Genomic DNA, 20507 nt, shown 5'->3' with positions numbered 1-20507 from the left:
GGCTATATCCCCTGTTTCGTAATATAATCCTTTTTGCGTATTTTTCTTATAAAAGAAAGAAGAAGTTTTTTTAGCTCATAATCATATAGGAATATGGCAGCTAGTACAATTAGTATATTAAGAACAAGCGCAATTAAATGATATGTATGCAATATATATTGCACTCCAATAAAGGTTACACCAAAATAAATTGTATACGGTATTACAATTTGGAATACAATTTTTTTCTTCACTACACTCACTGCTATATATCCCACTAAAGCGACTATTTCAAATAAAACCATAGCGTATGCCGCTCCTATCACTCCACCAAGACTACTAAAGCTATACAGCATAACCCCACCTATCACCAATGCTACACACTGCACAACAGTTCTCTTATTTTGACATCCACTCGTCGTTAAACCGTCAGCAATGGCAATATTTAAACTTTGTAGCACAATAAGAAATGATAATATTTGGAGTGGCTCTACTGCATTGCTCCATTCTTCATGAAAAAATATAGAAATAAAGTATGGTGCTAAATGATATAAACCGATCGTCATACATATTCCTACAATCGCCATTGATTTAATTTGAAGTAAATTTAATTTCGTATGCTCTTCTATATTATTCTGGTTATAATGCTTAAAGAGCACTGGAAAAAATGCACCTGCAATTACCCCTGGTACTTGATATAAAGCTGCCGGCATCCGGTACGCCACTGCAAAAACACCTACCATACTTAATGGCAATGTATAGTTAAGCAAGATAGGTGCTAATTGTGGCGTACTCATTATTAAAAAACCGCTAATAATAAAGGGAGTTAATTGCCAAAATAACGCTTTATGAATTACGACTTTCATATTCATTTTCGTCTTTTTTCTCATGATATATATACTGAATAAACCACCGATCATATACCCAAAAGCATATAAGCGAGCTGTTACATACACCGGTAACTCTCCGAAAATACAAAAACATGTAATTATAATGACAACTGATGCTGATACAACTTTTATGAGCGCTATATACTTCATACGTTCCGTCAGTTGAAAATAGGCAATCCCTATGTTTTGCCAAGTTAATCCTATTAACATGAAAAACATTACGTTTATCATCATATAAATTAAATTTTTATCCGCATACATATAATGAATAGCAATATAACCGATGATAGAAATAAAAATAAGTAGAATCATCCTTATTTTTATATACGATGATAAAATCTGCTCTAAATCTGCTCCATCCTTTGCCCCTTCTCGAAGAAACGTATTACTAAGTCCTAAGTCTGTAAAGAATAACATAACAAACGTCACTGCTATGGCAACACTAAACATCCCATAATGTTGTGCGTTAAAAAAGTTTGCTAAAACAATTAAACTGACGGCCTGAAGAAGGTTAGCTAAAATTGTACTATAAAATAGATGGATAATATTGTTTAGAATAGATCTATCCATACAAGTTCTCCTTTGCAAGTAACCTACTTACATATTTATCTTGCACCATTACCGTTCAATACAATTAAAACGGTTTTACATAAAATACGGATGTCCATCCGAAATGTTTTCATTTCAATATACTCCATGTCAAGCCTCAACTTTTCCTTTGGATCAAGATTATACCCTCCATTTATTTGTGCCCATCCTGTTAATCCTGGTTTTACTATTAAACGTTCCTTAAATTCTGGAATATACGCATCAAATTCATTATAAAAAAACTCTCTCTCTGGTCTAGGACCTACAAAAGACATATCTCCTCTTAAAATATTTAAAAGTTGTGGTAATTCATCAATTCTCGTTTTTCTTATAAACAATCCAACTTTTGTAATTCTTGAATCATGTTCTTTTGCCCATTGTGGGCCATTTATTTCAGCATCCTTTACCATTGATCTTAATTTAAATACATTAAACTTCTTCCCGTTTATACCTAAACGTTCTTGAAAGTAAATTGGAGCCCCTGATGTTTCTAAAGTAATCATAATACAAAAGAACAACATAATTGGTATCGTTAATAGTAACAATATGAGTGAAAATATAATATCAAACAAGCGTTTTACACTTCGATTCAATATGCTAGGCTTTTCTTGAGCCGGAATCGTATACAACTTGGCTTGATTTGTTTCACGAATCATGGATCGTTACCCCCACATTCAAGAATATAAAATTATACCTATTAATTCACATTCTTTCCTATTTATATCCACTATTACTTTTTGCACTGTACGTAGTGAATCTTGTCGCTTTTTAACTGCTAACACCACTCCATCGCATTTCTCTGCAATAATGTGCGTAGCAGGAAGATCAAATACTTCAGAAGAATAAAAGAAAATGTAATCAAAATCTTCTTTCCACTTAGCAATCGCATTATCAAATTCATCCATAGCAACTAAGGGCGTCCCTGTGTGTACTGTTTTTTTTGCAGGAATACAATATAAGTATTTAGACAAATTACTAGAAAAAGATTCATAATTGCAGGGGGAAGAGCTTATTATATCGTTTACGGTTATCATGTGATCACTTTGCAATAATACATGTAATTGAGGGTCAGAAAAATTCACATCAATAAGTAACACCTTTTTCTTCATTTCCGCAAACACTAGACCCATATTTACTATAAGCGAGGCAACAACCCCTCTGTCCTTCGTTGAACTAACTGTGAACAGTTGTTTCCCAGATTTTTTCAGCTCGTGATACACCGTATAAAACTGCTCTTTCATCAGATCATCATGCAAATCGGATGGCAGCTGTTTCTTTGTCCTAAACATCGACATGTTCACCTCGATATATAGATGATTGTTTATCAACCTCTGTAGGTTTCTTTTTTCTATTCGGTTTCATATTTATGTGACCAATAACAGAGACTGTTGTTATTTTCTCTAAATCTTGTTCCGTGTATATACGTTCATCAAAATAATCTTGAAATACAGCTAAACCTATCCCAACAAAAAAACTAACAATTAAAGAAATAGGAATGATCAGTTGAAATTTTGGAAACATTTTTTCAGCCTGTTCCTGTAACTCAGGATCCGTCAACACTTTCACACCTTGTACATTTGTGTACTGTTGAAAACTTTGTTGTGATTGCTCTGCCAATGTCTTTACAATGTCTTTCACGACTTTCGGATTGGAATCTTTTACTGTAACAGTTACAATTTGTGAGTTGTCTGTATTCACCACCGAGATTTTTTGTGCTAATTCATAACTTGATTGCTCTAATTTCAAAGTTTTTTTGACTGTTGATATAATTAATGGGCTTTTTAAAATATCAACATACGATGTTACTAGTTGCTTATTTTCTTGTGTTTTATTTGTTGAATTTTCCTTATTAAACTCATCTAAATTCCCAACAAGAATTTGCGTTGAATATTGATATGAAGGCTTTAAAACATACATAGAGATAAGAACTAAAGAAGCGGTTAAACAACACATCGTTAAAATAATCGTTACGAATCTTCTTTTCAATAATTGTTGAAAATCTTTTATACTCATTTCTTGCTTCAATTATTTCACCGCCCTTTTCTGAATAACATCCTGCAAGTCACTCTTTACAGATACCCCTCTCTTCTTTCTATCCACTTGTTTTGTTACATACTTTCCGACTCTGAATGCAAATTTTTCTACATATATATACGAAAGTATTGCAAGTATAAACGAAAAAACAAGTGAAAAAATTAAAATAATAGGCAACGGTAATATTTCATGGAGCATGTATATAAGGGAAAACAACGATATAATATGGTATAAATAAAGACTGTAAGAAATCTTCCCCAAATATAACAAGTATTTATTGCGTAGCAAGGACGACAAAGTTGATATTGACAAGCTTAATATGACAAATAGACTTGCACTTATCGCCACTACGTAGTCTCGAAATATGAAATTATTGAGCACTTTCATTTCTCCAATAAGTCCTTCGTACATAAAAAGTAAAATCGCAAATAAAAACCATGCAATTTTCGTGTTTTTAGTACAATTACTATAAAAAACTATTAATTTATTTTTATACTTCGCAATTAGTGCCCCTAGTAAAAACAGCACCGTATAATGCAACGTTAATGCATAGCTTGTTAATGTTAAGCCCGAGCGAAACAAAAATAATATTACGACAGAACATATACTAAGACTAAACAATAATAGTAATGAACACCTCAACGTTTTTCGTAAGCAAATCATCAAAATTAGCGGAAAAATTATTGATATTCGCATTTCATGGACAAGTGACCAAATCACACCGTTATATGCATCTGTATTATATTTCCCAACCAATAAAATATGTTGCGCTATTAAACTTGAAGAACTTTCAATCGTCCACGAGCGATTAAACCATTCACTTAAATAAGAAATACCATATCCACTAATTGTAGTCTGGCATATAATAGCTATAATTAGTGCTACAATATAGGGAATGTATATTCTGCATATACGTTTTAAAAGGTATGATCCATAACTACTATAGGTTTTTTGAATAGATTCATACAAAACAAATCCGCTCAAAACAAAAAAGATAATAACAGATTCATTACCACTACTAAAAATTAGACGAGCAGGCGTTTCTTTTAATAGATACACAACAAATGGTTTATTATCTTCATAACTGTAATTTTGAAATGCTGAAAAAATCATTAAATGATGACCGATCATTACTATTAATGAAGAAATCCCTCTTATAGAATCCAATTCCTCGTATCTCTTCATCTTTTTACATCAACTCCTAATGAAATGATAATAATCATTTCAAAGCGACATCTTTATTCATATTCCTCTCCTTTCTTTTCATTCCAATTTTTCATATTAAAATGATTTTATAGTATAAATTTGAGTGTATTGTAACATTTTTTGTAATATTATGAATAGCGAATCTCAAAAATTGGTATATACCAATTTCAACCTCGAAAAATGAGTAATATTGATAGAAAAACGCTATAAAAATATCTTGCAAATTTACATAAATTAAAGAGATGAATAGCGTTTTTTCAATATAAAATAAAAAAGATAGCCTGCATAGGCTATCTTTTTTATTTTATTTAATTACTAGCACCACTATATGCTACATGTCGTTTCTCAATTCTCTCTTCAATTTCTTTCATATTTTCTTTATTATTTAATAGTGATTGTTTATTTTCAATTAATAATTGTTTAAAAGATTTTCTCACTTTTTTTCTCATTTTCATTGTCCTCCTTGGGGGATGGTTTATATAAAAGATAAAGAATTATCTGTGTGTCCTTATAATAATTGATTGTTGTGAATTCTATTTGAACTTCATATGAAAATTCCGTTTATTTTCTGACAACTTTGTGAACACGAAAAAATGATTATCTAAAACTATGTTGAAATTAATTCACTTCATGATAAAAGTTATTATTTTCATCAACTTTTATCATTATATCTTGTCGAAATATTTATATATTTAAAATTGAGTTCGACATAATTTTATTTATTATAATACTGTTTACAAAAACAAAAAGAAGGTGTCACCAAGTCAAAGTTCGACTTATGCAACATCCCTCTTCCCAAACTATTTATAGCATATTTATTAATATTTCAGGTCTTCCCCAATTCATTTCTTCACAAACAAATCTAAGTTTTTCTTCATCCATTGTGTGTAATCCTTCTTCTAGTGAACATGAAATTGGAACTTCACAGTGAATTTGGGCTAATTCTAACGAAATATTTAAGTTCTCTAAATCACTTTCAATCTTCGTACGCTGCGCTTTTGTTAATGACTCTACATTTTCTAGTACAGCGGATACTGTTCCGTGCTCTTGAATAAGCTTATACGCTGTTTTTTCACCGATACCTTTTACCCCTGGATAATTATCACTTGTATCTCCCATGAAAGCTTTTGCATGGACGATTTGCCACGGCTCTACACCTTTTTCTTCCATGATTTTCTCCGGTGTGTAATATTCGTAATTTCCAATTCCTTTACGCAGAAGCATGACTGTAACGCTCTTATCAACAAGTTGAAGTAAATCCGTATCACCTGTTAAAATATAAACTTCAGCTTCATTGCAATATTGTTTTGCAAGCGTACCGATACAATCATCGGCTTCGTAGCCTTTCATACCGATAACTGGAATGGATAATTTTGCAGTCATTTCTTGCACTAAATCAAATTGAGGAATTAATTCTTCTGGTGGCGCTGCACGATTTGCTTTATAATTCGAGAACGATTCTGTTCTAAATGTCGTACTTCCCATATCCCAGCATGTAACGATATGTGTTGGTTCGATCGCTTGCGTAGCTGTTAATAAGTGTTTCATATAACCATGAATCCCGTTCGTAGGGGTTCCATCTTGTCGTTTCATAAATTGTCCGTAGACACTTGTTGCGTAAAAAGCACGAAATAATAGTGCCATACCATCAACTAATAATACTTTTTTCATAATTCCTCTCCTATTAAAAAAATAATAACCTTACGTTATCACGTAAGGTTATATAAATAGATTACCATTCTACGTTTTTGCTCAACTTTGTCTATTATACATTGTTTTTGTATATTTAGCATCATTAACACATTAAGACGTTCTACTACAACAAGTATGCAAGATGCCTGAATACGTATTTTTTCCAGTAGAAACAACGATAGCTTTTGCATTTCCACTAACAATATGCGAACCTTTAAAACATACATTTTCAAGCTCAAGTGGATTATAATCTTTCATCCGTTTTAATGGAATAAACCGTTTACGTTCAAGGTGATAGCAGCTCTCAAACTTCTCTATATTCGCTTCGTTTCCCGTTAACACAGACTCATTCACTAATAAATCATCTGCATAAATAATACGTACATCAGCTGGCACAGCATCTCCAGCCGAAAGAAAAATCATATCTCCAGGTACAAGTTCTTGCACAGGTATCTCCATCATTTTCAGTTCACTATTTAGCCCTGTACTACTAGAACATTCTACTCTAGATACAGTAATCGTTTCACGTTGTAATTCATCACACACACGTTGTTTTGAAAAACCTGGAATCATGCCACCTAGCTTCATCATTACTTCTGCAAGAAGTGCTCTTTTTGAAGTTAGTTCATTTCGGCCATATACTTGAATACGTTTTTGTGCCTCTTTCATTGATAGTCCATCTCTTGTTGTTTTAAAATATGCAAATACAGATTTTACATCTCTTGTTGCAATTTCAATTAATAAATCTTTATTTTTTTGGAGCATTGTTTGTTCTTTTATTGATTTTTTACTTAGTTTATATGACGTGTTACCCACAGTTTTGTTTGCATATAACATATTATCGTCTCCTCCTTTACAACATAGGAAGAAACGCTTTGTTTCTCAATTTATCCACTTTACTGTGAAAGTGTCTCGCGCTTTATAAACGCTATATTGTGATAAATATAGAGGGAGGAACAAATCGTTTCCTGCCTACATCATATATTTTTGATTTGAAGTATATGGGTAACGGAACCGAGTCAGAATTTGACATGCTCCTCACCTCCTCGTTTAATTTTATAGTTTATACTATGAAATTACTCATAGCTTGGTAACAAAAAAGACCCCTACCCTTAAGAGAGTAGCGGCCATTACATACACAAATAAACGATTTCTAATATAATTAGAAATCTACGGACCTCTCCCTCACCGAGTTTTAGCACTGTATAGCATAGGTACATTACCAGCTACGTTAAGAAAAACCTTAATTCGATCATTCCTGTTGACCCATTGGCGTCTCTCGACATTTTTGGGCAGTAGCATTTCTCTATACAGGAGCCTCACCTAACAGAGACTTATTTTCATTACATTGAAAATGTTACTCTTATTTAAAATAGATGTCAACCGTAGCCTACAATTTTTTCAAATGGTATGGCAAACTAACGTATATAAAGTGAAACTTTAATCAGTGGGGGTTTTGTTCATCCCCCACTGATTATTAGCCCTCACCAATCGGGCTTTTACGGAATAAAATAAAAAACTTTACGTTTAAACGTAAAGTTTTTAATAAGTTATACAACCAGCAATTACAATCCCAATTGAAAGCGATAAAAACATAAGAAAAAGACCGACTGCTTGATTATCTTCTTCGAGACTTTTGTTTATATTAAAGCGTGGTGTAAGCCACTCAGCTAAATAAAAGACGATAATTTGAGCCAAAATCCCAACTGCTCCCCACGAAATCATATCAAGAAGTGAAATTGAATTAGCTGCTGTCGAATATAAAACGATAGCTAACCCAAGTAATCGCCCTCCAAGCACATAGCTTACCGCCTTATTACCTTGAGCCATTAACTTAAATTCCTTAACTTTCGTTGTCACTTCCATCAAGAACAGACCAATACATAAAAGACCGAGTGTTACTGCTAAATATAATAAAAAATTAATCATTTTTCCCCCTCCTTTTTATACCTACCGGTAAATAGTACGATTCATTTCCTGTAATCTTTTCTCCCGCGCGAATACCGATACTACTCGCTTTTCCAGCAATTAAAAACGAACCAAACACATATGACAGTTTCTCGATCCCTTTTTCTGTTTCCAAGGATACGACTGGCAGTTCGATATACTTTTGAAATATCGGCAGTGACGCTTTATATGTTTGGTGTGCATTTTGAAGCATAATATTTTCGTCTTTATCGCGAATCGTAATTGTATCTCCTTCTCTCCCAAATGAAGGTTTTTGAACGAAAGAACCTTTTCCTAAAAATAAATCTGGTTCTAAATATGTAGGTAACATATATTCTTTAATCCACTGTTGTTCCTCATTTGTATAAAAGGCCTCTTCTTCTGCTAACCCCCAAATAAGACACTGAATTGATTTTGGCTGAAGTAAAAATGCTGACAAAGGATTTATTATAAAAAGCTTTCCGGCTTTTACAAGTTGCAGCAGTTCCACACCTACCAAATCTCCTGTTTCAGGATCTTGATCCTCAATTAAATCTTCTATCGGATATGTTTGGCGATATAAAACATCAATCTTCGCCCCATCTTTATCGACTAGAGCATCCTTTGTAATTCTAAGTTCTGACATTGGCACTACTTTATTTTCAACATGGCATAGCTGACTTAAATACATAGTGGTATTCCAATCCTCGATATGTTCATGATGTGCTGTAAAAACAACATTTGGATTATCTAATCCCTTTGTCGCTTCCATTACTGCTTTCGTTACACCAGAAGATAGCAATCGTTCTTGATCCGAGTTTGGATCATCATAGCCTAGATTTCCACATACTTTCCCATTCATTTGAAAACATTCCACAATAAAAGTTGGTGTATCACTATTAAACTCAAGCATTTTGATTTTGTTATCCTCTGTTACAGCAAAATCAAATCGCGAAATTACAGATTCAGGATAGAGCCCTTTCATTCTAATGAAAGATAAACTCGCGGATGGAAAGCCAAGATCTAGAAGCTGTTCGTCACTTAAATTACGCAGCAGTCTAGCAGTCTTAAAAAATATTTTCCCCATTCGTTCAGTCGCTAAGTGTAATTGGTCCAAAGTCTGATTTGTTATAGAAAAAACATGAAACAAACTATACTCACATTCATATAAATCCGACCAAAAATCCGGATATTTTAAATAAAATTCTTTTCGATCCCTTATGTATTGCGACATATTTTAGCCCCCAAATCCTCCCTTTGAACCGCTTCCAATTCCACCTTTAAATTCAGCAGACGATTGATACGATTTAAACGCCGATGAATTTTTAAAAGTGGATTTATTTTGATAGTATCGCCCACCATAGAAATAATGCCCACGATAACCTGAACTACTATCATCACACTGCCATACCCCAAGTTCATCATCCCAATCCCAATCAGAACAACTATTATCATTTGGTTTTGGGGGAAGATCTTGTGCGCAACCAAATAAAGTGCCAGTCATTAAAGACGTTACGACACCACCTACTAGCCATTTCGTTTTTGTCACCTTCGCACTCCCCTTTTTAAATTCTATTCCTATTATATAGGATGGCATGATAAAGTAGAAGAAAAAGGAAGAAGAGGGATTAAATGCGCTTAGAATATCGACTTAATGATGAAACGAAAGGATATCCTGCTTTATGGAACTACGCCAATATTTCTAATTCTGAAATTATCGCACGCATGACTTGTGAATATTTTATTAAAGAGAAAAATACTTATGTTGTTACTGCAACTTCGGTTGATCCAGACGGAACAGCAGTTATTTATATTCAAAAAGAAGTTTTCGCAAATGACCCTTCAGACCCTACATACTCCTACATCGGTTTTGAAATTAGAGAACTAAGTGAAACGAGTTCAAACATAGTAGATAGTCAAGATGTATGGAACTATGAAGAAATTTTACCATCTCTTCATTCAGATATTATATATATTCAGCGAGACGGCATGTCTATGGAGTTCTCCTTAGATTCAAGAGAGATTGATGAAGACAGAAAGTGCTACATTTATTACGGAAACTTCACAGGTGAATCAAGATAATATTGATATATCTATGCAACAAAAAAACCTTACGTATAAAACGTAAGGTTTTTATATAGCCCCACATATGCCGTTCTCTCTAGATGTCCATAAACCTGCTCTCACAGGTGGATGCTCTCACAAATGTTTGTAACTTCCTTCTTAAAAAGATGGCATGTTAGCTACATTTAAATATTGAACTTCCATATTAAACTTATTGGTTTAAGACATGCATAAGCTACGTACACCGTAGGAATTTTATATAAGGTTAGTTGAAATAAGACCCCCGCACGTGCCGCTCCTCGTAAATGTCCAAAAACCCGCTACTCGCAGGTGGATGCCCTCACAGTTACCGTACATCTTCCTCCACAAGGAAGGCTTGATGATGGTCGCTAAATATTGAGCTTCCGTATAACTAACATCGGTTTTAGACATAAATAAGTTACGTACACCGCAGGATGTATTATTTACTTGTCGTTATATTATCACATTGTTTCCAATGTGTAAAATACAAAGTTTTTCGAGCAATCTCTTGCTTGTGACCTTATTTTAATACAAATTATTTTTGCATGCAAGTGATTAATCTTCTTCTTTTGCAATTTGATTTTCTGGATAAGAAATCCAATCACTCCAGCTACCTGCATACAATTTAACATTTTGGAATCCAGCTAATTTTAATGCAACGATATTTGGGCACGCTGTAACACCAGAACCACAATATACAATGGTTTCCTTATCTTTCGAAAGATTTTGGAAGCGTTCTTGTTGCCCAGCTCCATTCTTAAATTGTCCTGATTGCAACATTCCATCCTTCCAAAAATGGTTTACCGCTGTCGGAATATGACCTGCTTTATGATCGACAAGTTCCTCGACACCAGCATAACGCTTTGGCTCTCTAGAATCAATTAATGTAACATCCGCACCTGCACGGATATTCTCTCTGACCGTTTCCATCGTTACAAGCATATGATCTTGTATGTTTGTTTTGAATGTTTTTCGTATAACAACAGGAATTTCCGTTGTTGTCGGTAGTCCATTCTCTTTCCAAGCCGGGAAACCACCATCTAATATATATACTTTCTCATGTCCTACATAGTTACATAACCACCATAAACGAGCAACATTTGCACCGGCTTGACTGTCATACGCAATTACTGTCGTATGCTCATCAATACCAGCCTCCGAAAGCTTGTCTGCAAACTCCTCAATATTTGGTAAAGGATGGCGGCCACCATGTTCTGCTATAGGACTTGATAAATCTAAATTCAAATCAAAATATAACGCATGAGGAATATGTCCTTCTTCATACTTTTCTCTACCCCAATTAGGATTCGCTAAATCAAAACGACAATCGATTATACGGACATTCTCATCTTCTATATGCTCACGTAACCATTCGACTGTAACTATCATCTTTAACGACCTTCTTTCTCTTTCAAACGACTTACATACTCCATAACCATTTCTTCTGTAACATATTTACGCTGCAAGGTAACACCATTTTTTGCAAGATCATTAATTTGCTTCGTTACAACATTAATGACATCAACCGAAAATTCTTTCCCATTTGACGCAAGAGATACGGCAGCTTCAATAGCTGCTTCACGCTGTGCATCTAATTGTAAACATGCTTTTACACTTTCATTTTGTTTACGAGAATGTGCTGTAATTGCTTTATGTACTTCCATCTTCTCTTCCCCCTAAATAGTTATACGTTTTTATTCAATTCCATTGCAAGCCGGATCATATCACGACATACAATCCCATTTTCAATAATCTCTTCTTCATAATGCTTCGAAAAGTAATCAAAATCAATAGAAAAAATACGAAATCCACATTTTTGATATAAAGCAAGTTGTGAAACACTAGAATTGCCTGTACCAACTTCAAGTTTTGACATACCATATCCTTTAGCAGTTTCTACAGCATGCCTTAATAGCTTCTTCCCAATCCCTTTTCCTTGTAAATGCTCTGCAACCGCAATATTCATGATTTCCATCGTCTTTGGCCTTGTTTCCAAAAGAACATATACACCGATAACGCTCCCCCCCTGCTTAGCTACGTATGTTAATCCTCTTTGTACATATGTAGCTATTTGCCGTTCACTTGGATCAGCAAGTAGCAATAAAGACTTCGGTATAGCCTCTTTTGGAATACGTTCTATTACAACAGACATAAAAAATTCCCCCTTCTCTATTGTTCTAAACCCTCCTTGTCTACCATAAGTAATAGAAAGGAGGGATTCACCATGGACAACAATGAGAAAAAATGCAACGTCATCTCTATTGATGGAAAGAAGAAGAAAAGCGACACGTATTCCTATCCAAAATTAGTAGTTGAAAACAAAACATATGAATTTTCTTCATTCGTCTTATGCGGTGAAACACCAGATGGCAGACGACTCGTTCTTACTCATATGATTTCTACCGATGAATTTGCTGGATTTGTAAAATCTTTAGATACTGTACTGCAAAAGAAAATTGAACGAATCTTTTTCTCATAACGACTATATAACATAAATTTCTTTTTCAATCTCTACTAACTGCTTTTGCAATTGTTCTTTACTTTGTTCATATAGAGATACATCGATCGTTTCAGCCAATGCAAACAATATACTTTCATAATAGTTCATCACATCTTGCTGCATCACTTTTTGGAATAAGTTCCACTTCATATCCCACTCTTGCTTATAATGATGAACAAATAAATCTTTTTCATCAGCTACATAGTTTGATACGAACGGTTCTAATACAGATTTAGCGTCTTCTTGCATAAAAGCTTTGTCATTCTTTTCAAAAAAGCTTTTCTCATTTTTAAAATGTGCCAGTGCTTTTTTGAAATCTTTTATTTCAACTGAAGGGAACGGTTCTTTATGTGTAATATCTTTATATTCATACTCCACTGTTCCATTCATAGAAATTGATTCATTTTCTACTTTACAGTTCACTACAATTTCGTCCTTTGCACGCTTCATCGCTTCGTCTATCCATTTTTCAAGGCGTAATGATGTCGCACGCATTTCTTGCAATAAATCATGCTGAATAAATGCTACTAATTCCATAACACACTGTTGCAATTGTGTTTTCACATTTCCATCCGTTCGAAGTGACGCCGGATTAATAAATTCAGTAAACACATCGTTATAGCGTAGGAATAGACGCTGTTGCACGTAATAAAGCAACTCTTTCACTTCATTTTGCATCGCCTGTTCTTCAGCAAGTACACTATATGATGAAATGATATGAAGTAGTTGATCACGCTCTGCTTCATATTTTTTCGTTTGCTTCTCTTTCTCTTCATTCCCCTGTTTTGCACCCTTTATCATGTTTACTAAAAGCTGATCTGCCCCTTGCAAAGCACCATATAGAGCATGCACAGAAACAAGCATTAAATCTCTCATCATAAAGGACGTAAATGATTCCTCAAACTTCGTAATCCCAGAGTTTTGTAAAATACCATACTTCTCTTTTTCAACATTCTTTCCTTGTTTCTCTTCAAGCGCACATAAACTTGAAATTGCAAATAAACGCGGATTTCTAATACCGTATTGCAGCAGCTGATCTGCGATATAACCTTTTACCATTTCAAGTTCTTCTTCAGACTCTGCTAAATCCGCCGCATTAATTAAGAAGAACATTTTATCAAGGGCAAAAGTATCCTTTACACGACCAAGCTGAATTAAAAATTCACGGTCAGCACGAGAGAATACATGATTATAATATGTTACAAATAAAATAGCATCTGCGTTTTTAATATACTGGAATGCAACATCCGTATGGCGAGCATTAATAGAATCCGCTCCAGGTGTGTCTACAAGCGCTACTCCCTGCCTTGTTAAAGCACAATCATAATAAAGTTCCATATACTCAACGAAGCATGATTTCTCTTCATTCGCTACATAATCAGAGAACTCTTCTAATGTAACTTGTACTTGTTCTCCTAAATAAGTAGAAACTGCATCATATCCTTTTTGTACCGCTCGTAAAAAGCTAAATGTTGTTTTTTGCTTCCCAGTTGGTGAAGGATATTTCATAACTTTATCAATTTGTGCTAACGCTTCATCTAACGTAGCAATCTCATAATGAAACAGCTTATAAACAGCTTTCATATCTTCTAATAACGCTTGCTTTGATTTAAACTGAACAATTACTGTTCCGTGTGGTTTTTCCTCTGTAACCGGCAAAATTTGATTAATCGTTGCCGTCGTCGGGTTTGGTGATACAGGAAGTACTTTCTCACCGAGTAAGGCATTGGCAAATGATGATTTTCCAGCACTAAATGCCCCGAATAACGCTACTGTAAATTGTTTTGTTTCCACACGTCTTCTTTTCTCTATTACCTCTTGCTGTACATGTTTCAGCGCTGGCAATGGCTCTAATATCGTTTCAGCTTTTTTCACTTTCTCTAATATCCGCTGAATATTTAAAGCCGCCGTTCCTTTCAGCTCTTCTTCATGAACCGCTACGTTATCGCTTACGATTTCCTGCTCTTGTAGTGTAAATTTCTCACTAACAATTTGCTTTTCCCTTTGCAATATCTCATCTATTTGCAGCCCTTCAGGCGTAGCAACATGATCGTGCCAAACATTTCGTAAATAGTCTTCATATGCCTCCAAATTGTTACTGTATTGTAATTGTGTTTCTTTCGCCGTTTGCAGCATCGTATATGTTTCAATCTCTTCTTCAATACGAGCAACTGCTTCCCTCACCTTTTGCTTTAAAACGACCGCACTTTTATCAAAAATTTGCTGCGCTTTTATAAAATAACGTTTCTTCAGTTCATTCGCTACATCCGCTGTATAAAGAAGTAAGTAATCACCTGTGAAACCTGCGCCTTGTTTAATTACTTCAGCCAACATTTCTGGTCCGAAAGCAATTTCTAACCCATATATGTCTTTCCCAATTTCCTCCGTGAACAATCCTTCTTCTTTTAAGAAGGCTACAATAAATTCCTTCACATGAAAATCAAGCTGCGTTTCAACAGTCTTTTGAAGGGCAGAATAAAACGCCTCTACACGTCTTTGTTTTTCTTGCTCCGTCTTTCCTTTCGCAAATAGCAAACCGACCTTAAATTTTGTTAATTTCGTTTCTAAATATGCATTTGCCAATTCTCTCATTTCAAACGGCATTAAATATGCGTTATCTAATATAGCTTGTAAACCTTTTATAAATTCATTTCTCACATAAGATTCTTTACTTGCCTCACGATTTTTCGCTTCCGTTAACTCTTCCTTCTTTTCAACTACCTCTGAAATAGAAAGTGGTGATGCTAACTCTTCCTCATATTTCAAGAGAGCTTTTTCATTTTCAGAAACAATAAACGAGAAATGTTCTCCCATTAAATATTCTGTTTCTCGCTCCATTCCAGTCCTTACATACTGCTCTTTTTCTTTCATAATAGAAGTAATTAACGCTTCTAAGCTTCTAATTTCATTATGTGGATGGTTCATCATTCGTAATGACGTATAATAAACACCATCTACTTCAATATCCCAGTTAGAGAATGATTGTTTTACACTATCTTTATAATTCTCAAACGATAATTCATTTTCTTTATGTTTATCTATTTGATTTACAACGAGATAAACCGTTTTATTACGTTGTTTCAATTCTTTAACAAATTGTAAATTCACTTCCGATTGGACGTGATTATAATCCATCATATAAAAAATGACATCTGCCAGATGAAGTGTCGACTCTGTCGCTAATTGATGGGCATCATCTGTTGAATCGATCCCTGGTGTATCAACTAACATAACCCCTTCAGGAATCGGCGCGTCGTTTCGATAAATATGAACACCAATTACTTCATCGCCGTCTTTACAAATTTGTTTTAATTCTTCTGCTGAATATGCACCGTCATATTCGTACTGCTCTCCAGATTTAACCGTTACAACAACACGATCCATTCCTTTTTCAATTTTGACAACGTTAGCGCTTGTCGGAATTGGACTTGTCGGTAACAACTGCGCTTTATATAGATGATTCATCATCGTTGATTTCCCTGCAGAGAAGTGACCGCAGAACGCTATCATAAGCTGTTCTTGTTTATATTTTTGAATTACCTCAAACAACTTTAAACTATTCTCTGCATCGCCGTGTTTTTGCCACTCTTCATAAAAACAAACAAGTTTTTTCATACCGTTTGTCTGTACTATGTTTGTCATCCCCTTGTTCCCCTTTATCCAAGATGTATATACTTTTCCCCGCTATTTGCGAGCTCATAACCAGTGAGAGTTACACCTACCCATTGATTACAGTTTCACTTTACTATCATACTAAATTTTCAGCATATTCTCATTAAAAATAAAAAATCCCTTTCATTCTTTTTACAAATGAAAGGGATTTTATGTCATATCACTCATTTTGCTGTTCCTACTCCATTTAAAACATACTTCGCAATAACTGCATATACAGCGACTGTACCTGCTACTAATGCATATACCATACTTACGCACCAACCTTTCTTGATAATGATTATCACTTTTGAATACAGTTTATCATTAAAGAGAATCATTATCAACACTTTTCATAAAGAAAGCTCCTTATAAGAAGGAGCTTTACTGCCTGTTTTGAAAAAGGTTAAAACTTGTTGTGCACTCTTATTATATCTCATCCTACATAACTTAACAGTTTAAAAAAATGGAAATATCCCCTATCCCCTCCACCTTACATTTCGTATAATAAAAGGGAATTACTTAACAAGGAGGAAAAAAATGACACAAAATCTCACACAAGGCGAGAGGATACACTCCATTGATATTATTAGAGGAATAGCTGTACTAGGTATTTTTCTTGTGAATTGGCCTGTTATCGCCGGGGTTGACTCACGTGATCTTTCAGGAATTTACGAAGGGATAGACAGCTACATTCGCCTATTTTACGATATGTTTATTCAAACGAAATTTTATACAATTTTTTCGTTTTTATTCGGATTAGGTTTTTATATTTTTATGAGTCGTGCTGAAGCGAAAACAGATCATCCAAAAATTTTATTTGTTCGCCGCTTACTTATTTTATTATTATTCGGTTTCTTACATTACGTTCTTTTATGGGACGGAGACATTTTACATACTTATGCGATTGCTGGATTTTTCTTATTTTTATTTTATAAGAGAGAACCTCGTACTATTTTAATATGGGCTATCGTTTTATTGAGTATTTTTCAATTCATTATGCTAATGGCTGGTATTACGGTTGCATTGGTACCAAAGGAAGAGCTAGGTTTTTCCTTACCTATCATGCCATTAGAAGACTGGCTGTCACAAATACAAAATCGTTTCCATGCATTTTACGCTGATGGAATTGGATTAAATTTACTTATGCTCCCAGAAACAGTTGGGCTGTTTTTACTTGGTTTATACGCCGGCAAAAAGGATATTTTCCGCCGCGCGAAAGAGTTAGATCCAAAGCTTAAAAAATGGCAAATTATTATGTTCCTTTTTACATTACCAATGTGGTTCTTCATGGTTCGTTACTTCTTATCAAAACCATTTTATGAACCAATTTATATGCAGGTCTTTACAATGTTTAGCGGAAAAACGTTATTCATATTCTACATTTTCACACTAATGCGTTTATTACAAAAAGAAAAATGGCAAACGTTATTACGTCCATTCCAATACGTTGGACGAATGGCATTAACAAATTACATCTCGCATACAATTGTTACATTACTTGTATTCGGGCTATTGTTTAAAAATGATTATCTGGCTCCACTATGGGTTGGACCACTATTCTGCATTAGTTTCTACACGTTACAAATCTTTATTAGCCGCTGGTGGCTTTCACATTACCAATACGGACCACTTGAGTACATTTGGCGTCTTGGTACTTACGGGAAAATGATGCCACTTAAAAAGAAAAGCAAGGTCTCATAACGAGACCTTGCTTTTTTACGCTTCTCTTACTGCATTTTGCATAGATACTGGCTCTTCTTCTACTTTCACTTTGCGCTGCGGCACCATATTAAATACGATATTTAAAAGTACTGCTGACGCACTTCCAAGTACAATTCCGTTATCTGTTAAAATACGAATGCTTTCTGGAAGTTGTGAAAATAATGTAGGAACGACTGTTACGCCAAGCCCAATTCCGACAGAACATGCAACGATTAATAAGTTTTCTTGTCTTCCGAAGTCAACGCTACTTAACATTTTAATACCATATGCCATAACCATACCGAACATCGCTAACATCGCACCGCCCAGTACTGATTTCGGAATAATTGTTGTAATAGCTGCGATTTTTGGAATGAAACCAAGTGCGATTAACATACCACCGCAAGTATAAATAATAACGCGATTTCTTACTCCAGTTAATTGAACAAGTCCTACGTTTTGAGAGTATGTTGTATATGGGAACGCGTTGAAAATGCCACCTAACACCATCGCTAATCCTTCTGCGCGATAGCCTTTTGTTAATTCTTTTTCACCGATTTTTTTATTGCAAATATCAGATAATGCAAAGTATACACCCGTTGCTTCTACAATCCCTACACAAGCAACGAGAATCATCGTAATAATTGGTGTTAATTCAAATGTTGGTGTACCAAAGTAAAATGGTTGAATACCGTGGAACCAATCCGCCTCTCCAACCGCTTGCAAACTTACTTTCCCCATAAACGCTGCAACGATAGTACCGAACAATAGACCTAGTAAAATAGAGATTGAACGAATAAATCCATCAAAGAAACGATACATAATGATGATAAATAATAACACACCAAATGCTAATGCTAAATTTTCAAGACTACCGAAATCCTTACTTCCTACTCCTCCAGCCATGTCATTAATTGCTGCTGGAACAAGTGTAACTCCAATTACAGTAACAACAGATCCTGTTACAACAGGTGGAAACAGTTTTACAAGTTTTCCAAATAATTTCGCAAAAATAACAACGAATAACCCAGCAGCAATAATTGCTCCATAAATTGAAGACACACCGTATTGTTTTCCAATCGCAATCATCGGTCCAACGGCTGTAAATGTACAACCAAGTACAACGGGAAGTCCTATACCGAAAAAGCGATTTGATAATGCTTGTAAAATTGTCGCAACGCCGCACATTAATAAATCAATTGAGACTAAATATGTTAACTCTTTTTGATTTAAACCAAGTCCACCGCCCACAATAAGCGGAACGATAATTGCTCCAGCATACATTGCAAGCATATGCTGCATACCAAGCGATGCAATTTTAAATGGATGCTGCTTCATCGTTTATTTCACCTCCGCAGTTTCTTGCTGTACAAATGTAACTGTGCCGTTATCAAGTGATGCAATTTCTGCTAGTGATTCAACACGAACGCCTTGTTCACGAAGCTTCTTTCCTCCATCTTGAAATGCTTTTTCAATAACAATTCCAATTCCTGCAATACTCGCTCCAGCTTGCTCTACTAAACTCATTAAACCTAAAGCAGCCTGACCGTTTGCTAAAAAGTCATCGATGATTAATACACGATCATTTTCATCGATATGATTTCGAGATAATGAAATTTCATTTGTTTCTTGTTTTGTAAATGAATATACGTTTGCAACGTACATATTATCTTGTAACGTTAACGATTTACGTTTTCGTGCAAAAATTACTTTTACACCAAGCTCTAATGCAGCCATAACTGCTGGTGCAATGCCTGAAGATTCAATCGTCACGATTTTTGTAATGTTCTCTTCTTTAAAACGTTTAGCAAATTCTTTTCCGATTTCTTGCATAAGTACTGGATCAATTTGATGATTTAAAAAAGCATCTACCTTTAATACGTCACCAGATAAAACCTTTCCTTCGTTCAAAATCTTTTCTTGTAATACTTTCATGTTTGTTCCCCCTCTTATGCAATAAAAAAACTCCAAAAGCCACCACCACTCGTTACAAGTGAGAGACGCGCTTTTGGAGTTTCGCAAAAAAAGAATGCTAAACAAGCAATTATATTCGTCCTCACTCATAGTCAAAGTATTTACGGTACTTCGGTAGAAACTTGCAGGCCATATCCCCGCGATTATATGAGTGTAGCTAACTATTTATTTTATAGAAGGATTATAACGTACTTTTTATGCTTTGAAAAGCATTTATCGAAAAAACACGTACAAATTTTTAAAAACTACTATTTTTGTTCGAGTTTTGCAAACTCTTT

Annotated in this window: 21 protein-coding genes, 2 other RNA genes and 2 riboswitches; of the genes, 3 read left to right on the top strand and 20 right to left on the bottom strand. The window is 34.6% G+C overall.

Annotated features, from left to right (window positions below; all coding sequences use genetic code 11):
* Window positions 1–2 precede the first annotated feature (2 nt).
* The 11 genes from C3Y97_RS07910 to C3Y97_RS07855 form a co-directional block, all read right to left on the bottom strand.
* Window positions 3–1439, bottom strand: coding sequence for an oligosaccharide flippase family protein (locus C3Y97_RS07910; protein ID WP_000376138.1), 1437 nt, complete (start codon window positions 1437–1439; stop codon window positions 3–5).
* Window positions 1440–1474: 35 nt separating this feature from the next.
* Window positions 1475–2113 (bottom strand): sugar transferase, encoded by a 639-nt coding sequence (locus tag C3Y97_RS07905; protein ID WP_000617653.1) that lies wholly within the window; start codon window positions 2111–2113, stop codon window positions 1475–1477.
* Window positions 2114–2131: 18 nt separating this feature from the next.
* Window positions 2132–2752: a CpsD/CapB family tyrosine-protein kinase gene (locus C3Y97_RS07900; RefSeq protein WP_002164585.1), complete on the bottom strand. Its 621-nt coding sequence runs from the start codon at window positions 2750–2752 to the stop codon at window positions 2132–2134.
* Window positions 2739–3482 (bottom strand): YveK family protein, encoded by a 744-nt coding sequence (locus C3Y97_RS07895; RefSeq protein ID WP_000807063.1) that lies wholly within the window; start codon window positions 3480–3482, stop codon window positions 2739–2741. The genes C3Y97_RS07900 and C3Y97_RS07895 overlap by 14 nt, the downstream gene beginning before the upstream one ends.
* On the bottom strand, window positions 3483–4676 hold the full coding sequence (locus C3Y97_RS07890) for an acyltransferase family protein (RefSeq protein WP_000833045.1): 1194 nt from the start codon (window positions 4674–4676) through the stop codon (window positions 3483–3485).
* 329 nt (window positions 4677–5005) lie between these two features.
* Window positions 5006–5146 (bottom strand): FbpB family small basic protein, encoded by a 141-nt coding sequence (locus C3Y97_RS07885; RefSeq protein WP_001228048.1) that lies wholly within the window; start codon window positions 5144–5146, stop codon window positions 5006–5008.
* 355 nt (window positions 5147–5501) lie between these two features.
* Window positions 5502–6368, bottom strand: a complete 867-nt coding sequence (locus tag C3Y97_RS07880) for a 5'-3' exonuclease (RefSeq protein WP_048656983.1) — start codon at window positions 6366–6368, stop codon at window positions 5502–5504.
* A gap of 132 nt (window positions 6369–6500) precedes the next feature.
* The gene (locus tag C3Y97_RS07875; protein WP_000964949.1) at window positions 6501–7226 is read right to left on the bottom strand and encodes a P-type ATPase actuator domain-containing protein; all 726 of its coding nucleotides are present in this window, start codon (window positions 7224–7226) and stop codon (window positions 6501–6503) included.
* A 335-nt stretch (window positions 7227–7561) separates the two neighbouring features.
* A riboswitch (M-box (ykoK) riboswitch) is annotated at window positions 7562–7727 on the bottom strand.
* Window positions 7728–7931: 204 nt separating this feature from the next.
* Window positions 7932–8318 (bottom strand): DUF350 domain-containing protein, encoded by a 387-nt coding sequence (locus C3Y97_RS07865; RefSeq protein ID WP_000606857.1) that lies wholly within the window; start codon window positions 8316–8318, stop codon window positions 7932–7934.
* Window positions 8311–9549, bottom strand: coding sequence for a glutathionylspermidine synthase family protein (locus C3Y97_RS07860; protein ID WP_000084933.1), 1239 nt, complete (start codon window positions 9547–9549; stop codon window positions 8311–8313). Before C3Y97_RS07860 ends, C3Y97_RS07865 begins: the two co-directional genes overlap by 8 nt.
* A 3-nt stretch (window positions 9550–9552) precedes the next feature.
* Window positions 9553–9864, bottom strand: a complete 312-nt coding sequence (locus C3Y97_RS07855) for a hypothetical protein (RefSeq protein ID WP_000169030.1) — start codon at window positions 9862–9864, stop codon at window positions 9553–9555.
* Window positions 9865–9947: 83 nt separating this feature from the next.
* On the opposite strand from C3Y97_RS07855, the gene C3Y97_RS07850 reads away from it, so the two are divergent.
* A complete protein-coding gene (locus C3Y97_RS07850) occupies window positions 9948–10397 on the top strand; it encodes a hypothetical protein (protein ID WP_001235523.1) in 450 nt (149 codons plus the stop codon).
* A gap of 54 nt (window positions 10398–10451) precedes the next feature.
* Here the strand turns inward: C3Y97_RS07850 and ssrS (C3Y97_RS07845) are convergent.
* The 5 genes from ssrS (C3Y97_RS07845) to C3Y97_RS07825 form a co-directional block, all read right to left on the bottom strand.
* A non-coding RNA gene (ssrS, locus tag C3Y97_RS07845) (6S RNA) lies at window positions 10452–10635 on the bottom strand.
* 21 nt (window positions 10636–10656) lie between these two features.
* Window positions 10657–10839, bottom strand: a non-coding RNA gene (ssrS, locus tag C3Y97_RS07840) — 6S RNA.
* A 116-nt stretch (window positions 10840–10955) separates the two neighbouring features.
* A complete protein-coding gene (locus C3Y97_RS07835) occupies window positions 10956–11789 on the bottom strand; it encodes a sulfurtransferase (protein ID WP_136363246.1) in 834 nt (277 codons plus the stop codon).
* Between the two features lie 2 nt (window positions 11790–11791).
* Window positions 11792–12064 (bottom strand): YpbS family protein, encoded by a 273-nt coding sequence (locus tag C3Y97_RS07830; RefSeq protein WP_000451818.1) that lies wholly within the window; start codon window positions 12062–12064, stop codon window positions 11792–11794.
* A gap of 20 nt (window positions 12065–12084) precedes the next feature.
* On the bottom strand, window positions 12085–12552 hold the full coding sequence (locus tag C3Y97_RS07825; RefSeq protein ID WP_000117689.1) for a GNAT family N-acetyltransferase: 468 nt from the start codon (window positions 12550–12552) through the stop codon (window positions 12085–12087).
* Between the two features lie 72 nt (window positions 12553–12624).
* Here C3Y97_RS07825 and C3Y97_RS07820 point away from each other — a divergent pair, with 72 nt between their 5' ends.
* Window positions 12625–12879 (top strand): DUF3931 domain-containing protein, encoded by a 255-nt coding sequence (locus tag C3Y97_RS07820; RefSeq protein WP_000369740.1) that lies wholly within the window; start codon window positions 12625–12627, stop codon window positions 12877–12879.
* Window positions 12880–12882: 3 nt separating this feature from the next.
* On the opposite strand, the gene C3Y97_RS07815 is transcribed toward C3Y97_RS07820, so the two are convergent.
* On the bottom strand, window positions 12883–16542 hold the full coding sequence (locus tag C3Y97_RS07815) for a dynamin family protein (RefSeq protein ID WP_063220805.1): 3660 nt from the start codon (window positions 16540–16542) through the stop codon (window positions 12883–12885).
* Window positions 16543–16736: 194 nt separating this feature from the next.
* Window positions 16737–16901 (bottom strand): hypothetical protein, encoded by a 165-nt coding sequence (locus tag C3Y97_RS27805; RefSeq protein WP_002182615.1) that lies wholly within the window; start codon window positions 16899–16901, stop codon window positions 16737–16739.
* A 190-nt stretch (window positions 16902–17091) separates the two neighbouring features.
* Here C3Y97_RS27805 and C3Y97_RS07810 point away from each other — a divergent pair, with 190 nt between their 5' ends.
* Complete coding sequence (locus C3Y97_RS07810) at window positions 17092–18255, top strand: DUF418 domain-containing protein (RefSeq protein ID WP_000193191.1); 1164 nt, start codon at window positions 17092–17094, stop codon at window positions 18253–18255.
* Between the two features lie 15 nt (window positions 18256–18270).
* Here the strand turns inward: C3Y97_RS07810 and pbuX are convergent, their stop codons facing one another.
* On the bottom strand, window positions 18271–19593 hold the full coding sequence (gene pbuX, locus C3Y97_RS07805; protein WP_048538184.1) for a xanthine permease PbuX: 1323 nt from the start codon (window positions 19591–19593) through the stop codon (window positions 18271–18273).
* A gap of 3 nt (window positions 19594–19596) precedes the next feature.
* The gene (locus C3Y97_RS07800) at window positions 19597–20190 is read right to left on the bottom strand and encodes a xanthine phosphoribosyltransferase (protein ID WP_000866483.1); all 594 of its coding nucleotides are present in this window, start codon (window positions 20188–20190) and stop codon (window positions 19597–19599) included.
* A 108-nt stretch (window positions 20191–20298) separates the two neighbouring features.
* A riboswitch (purine riboswitch) is annotated at window positions 20299–20400 on the bottom strand.
* Window positions 20401–20507 lie beyond the last annotated feature (107 nt).

The organism is Bacillus sp. DU-106 (genome assembly GCF_004799705.1).
Taxonomy (GTDB): Bacteria; Bacillota; Bacilli; order Bacillales; family Bacillaceae_G; genus Bacillus_A; species Bacillus_A cereus.
The sequence above is the reverse complement of the archived record's forward strand: the minus strand, read 5'-3'. Positions and strand labels throughout refer to the sequence as shown.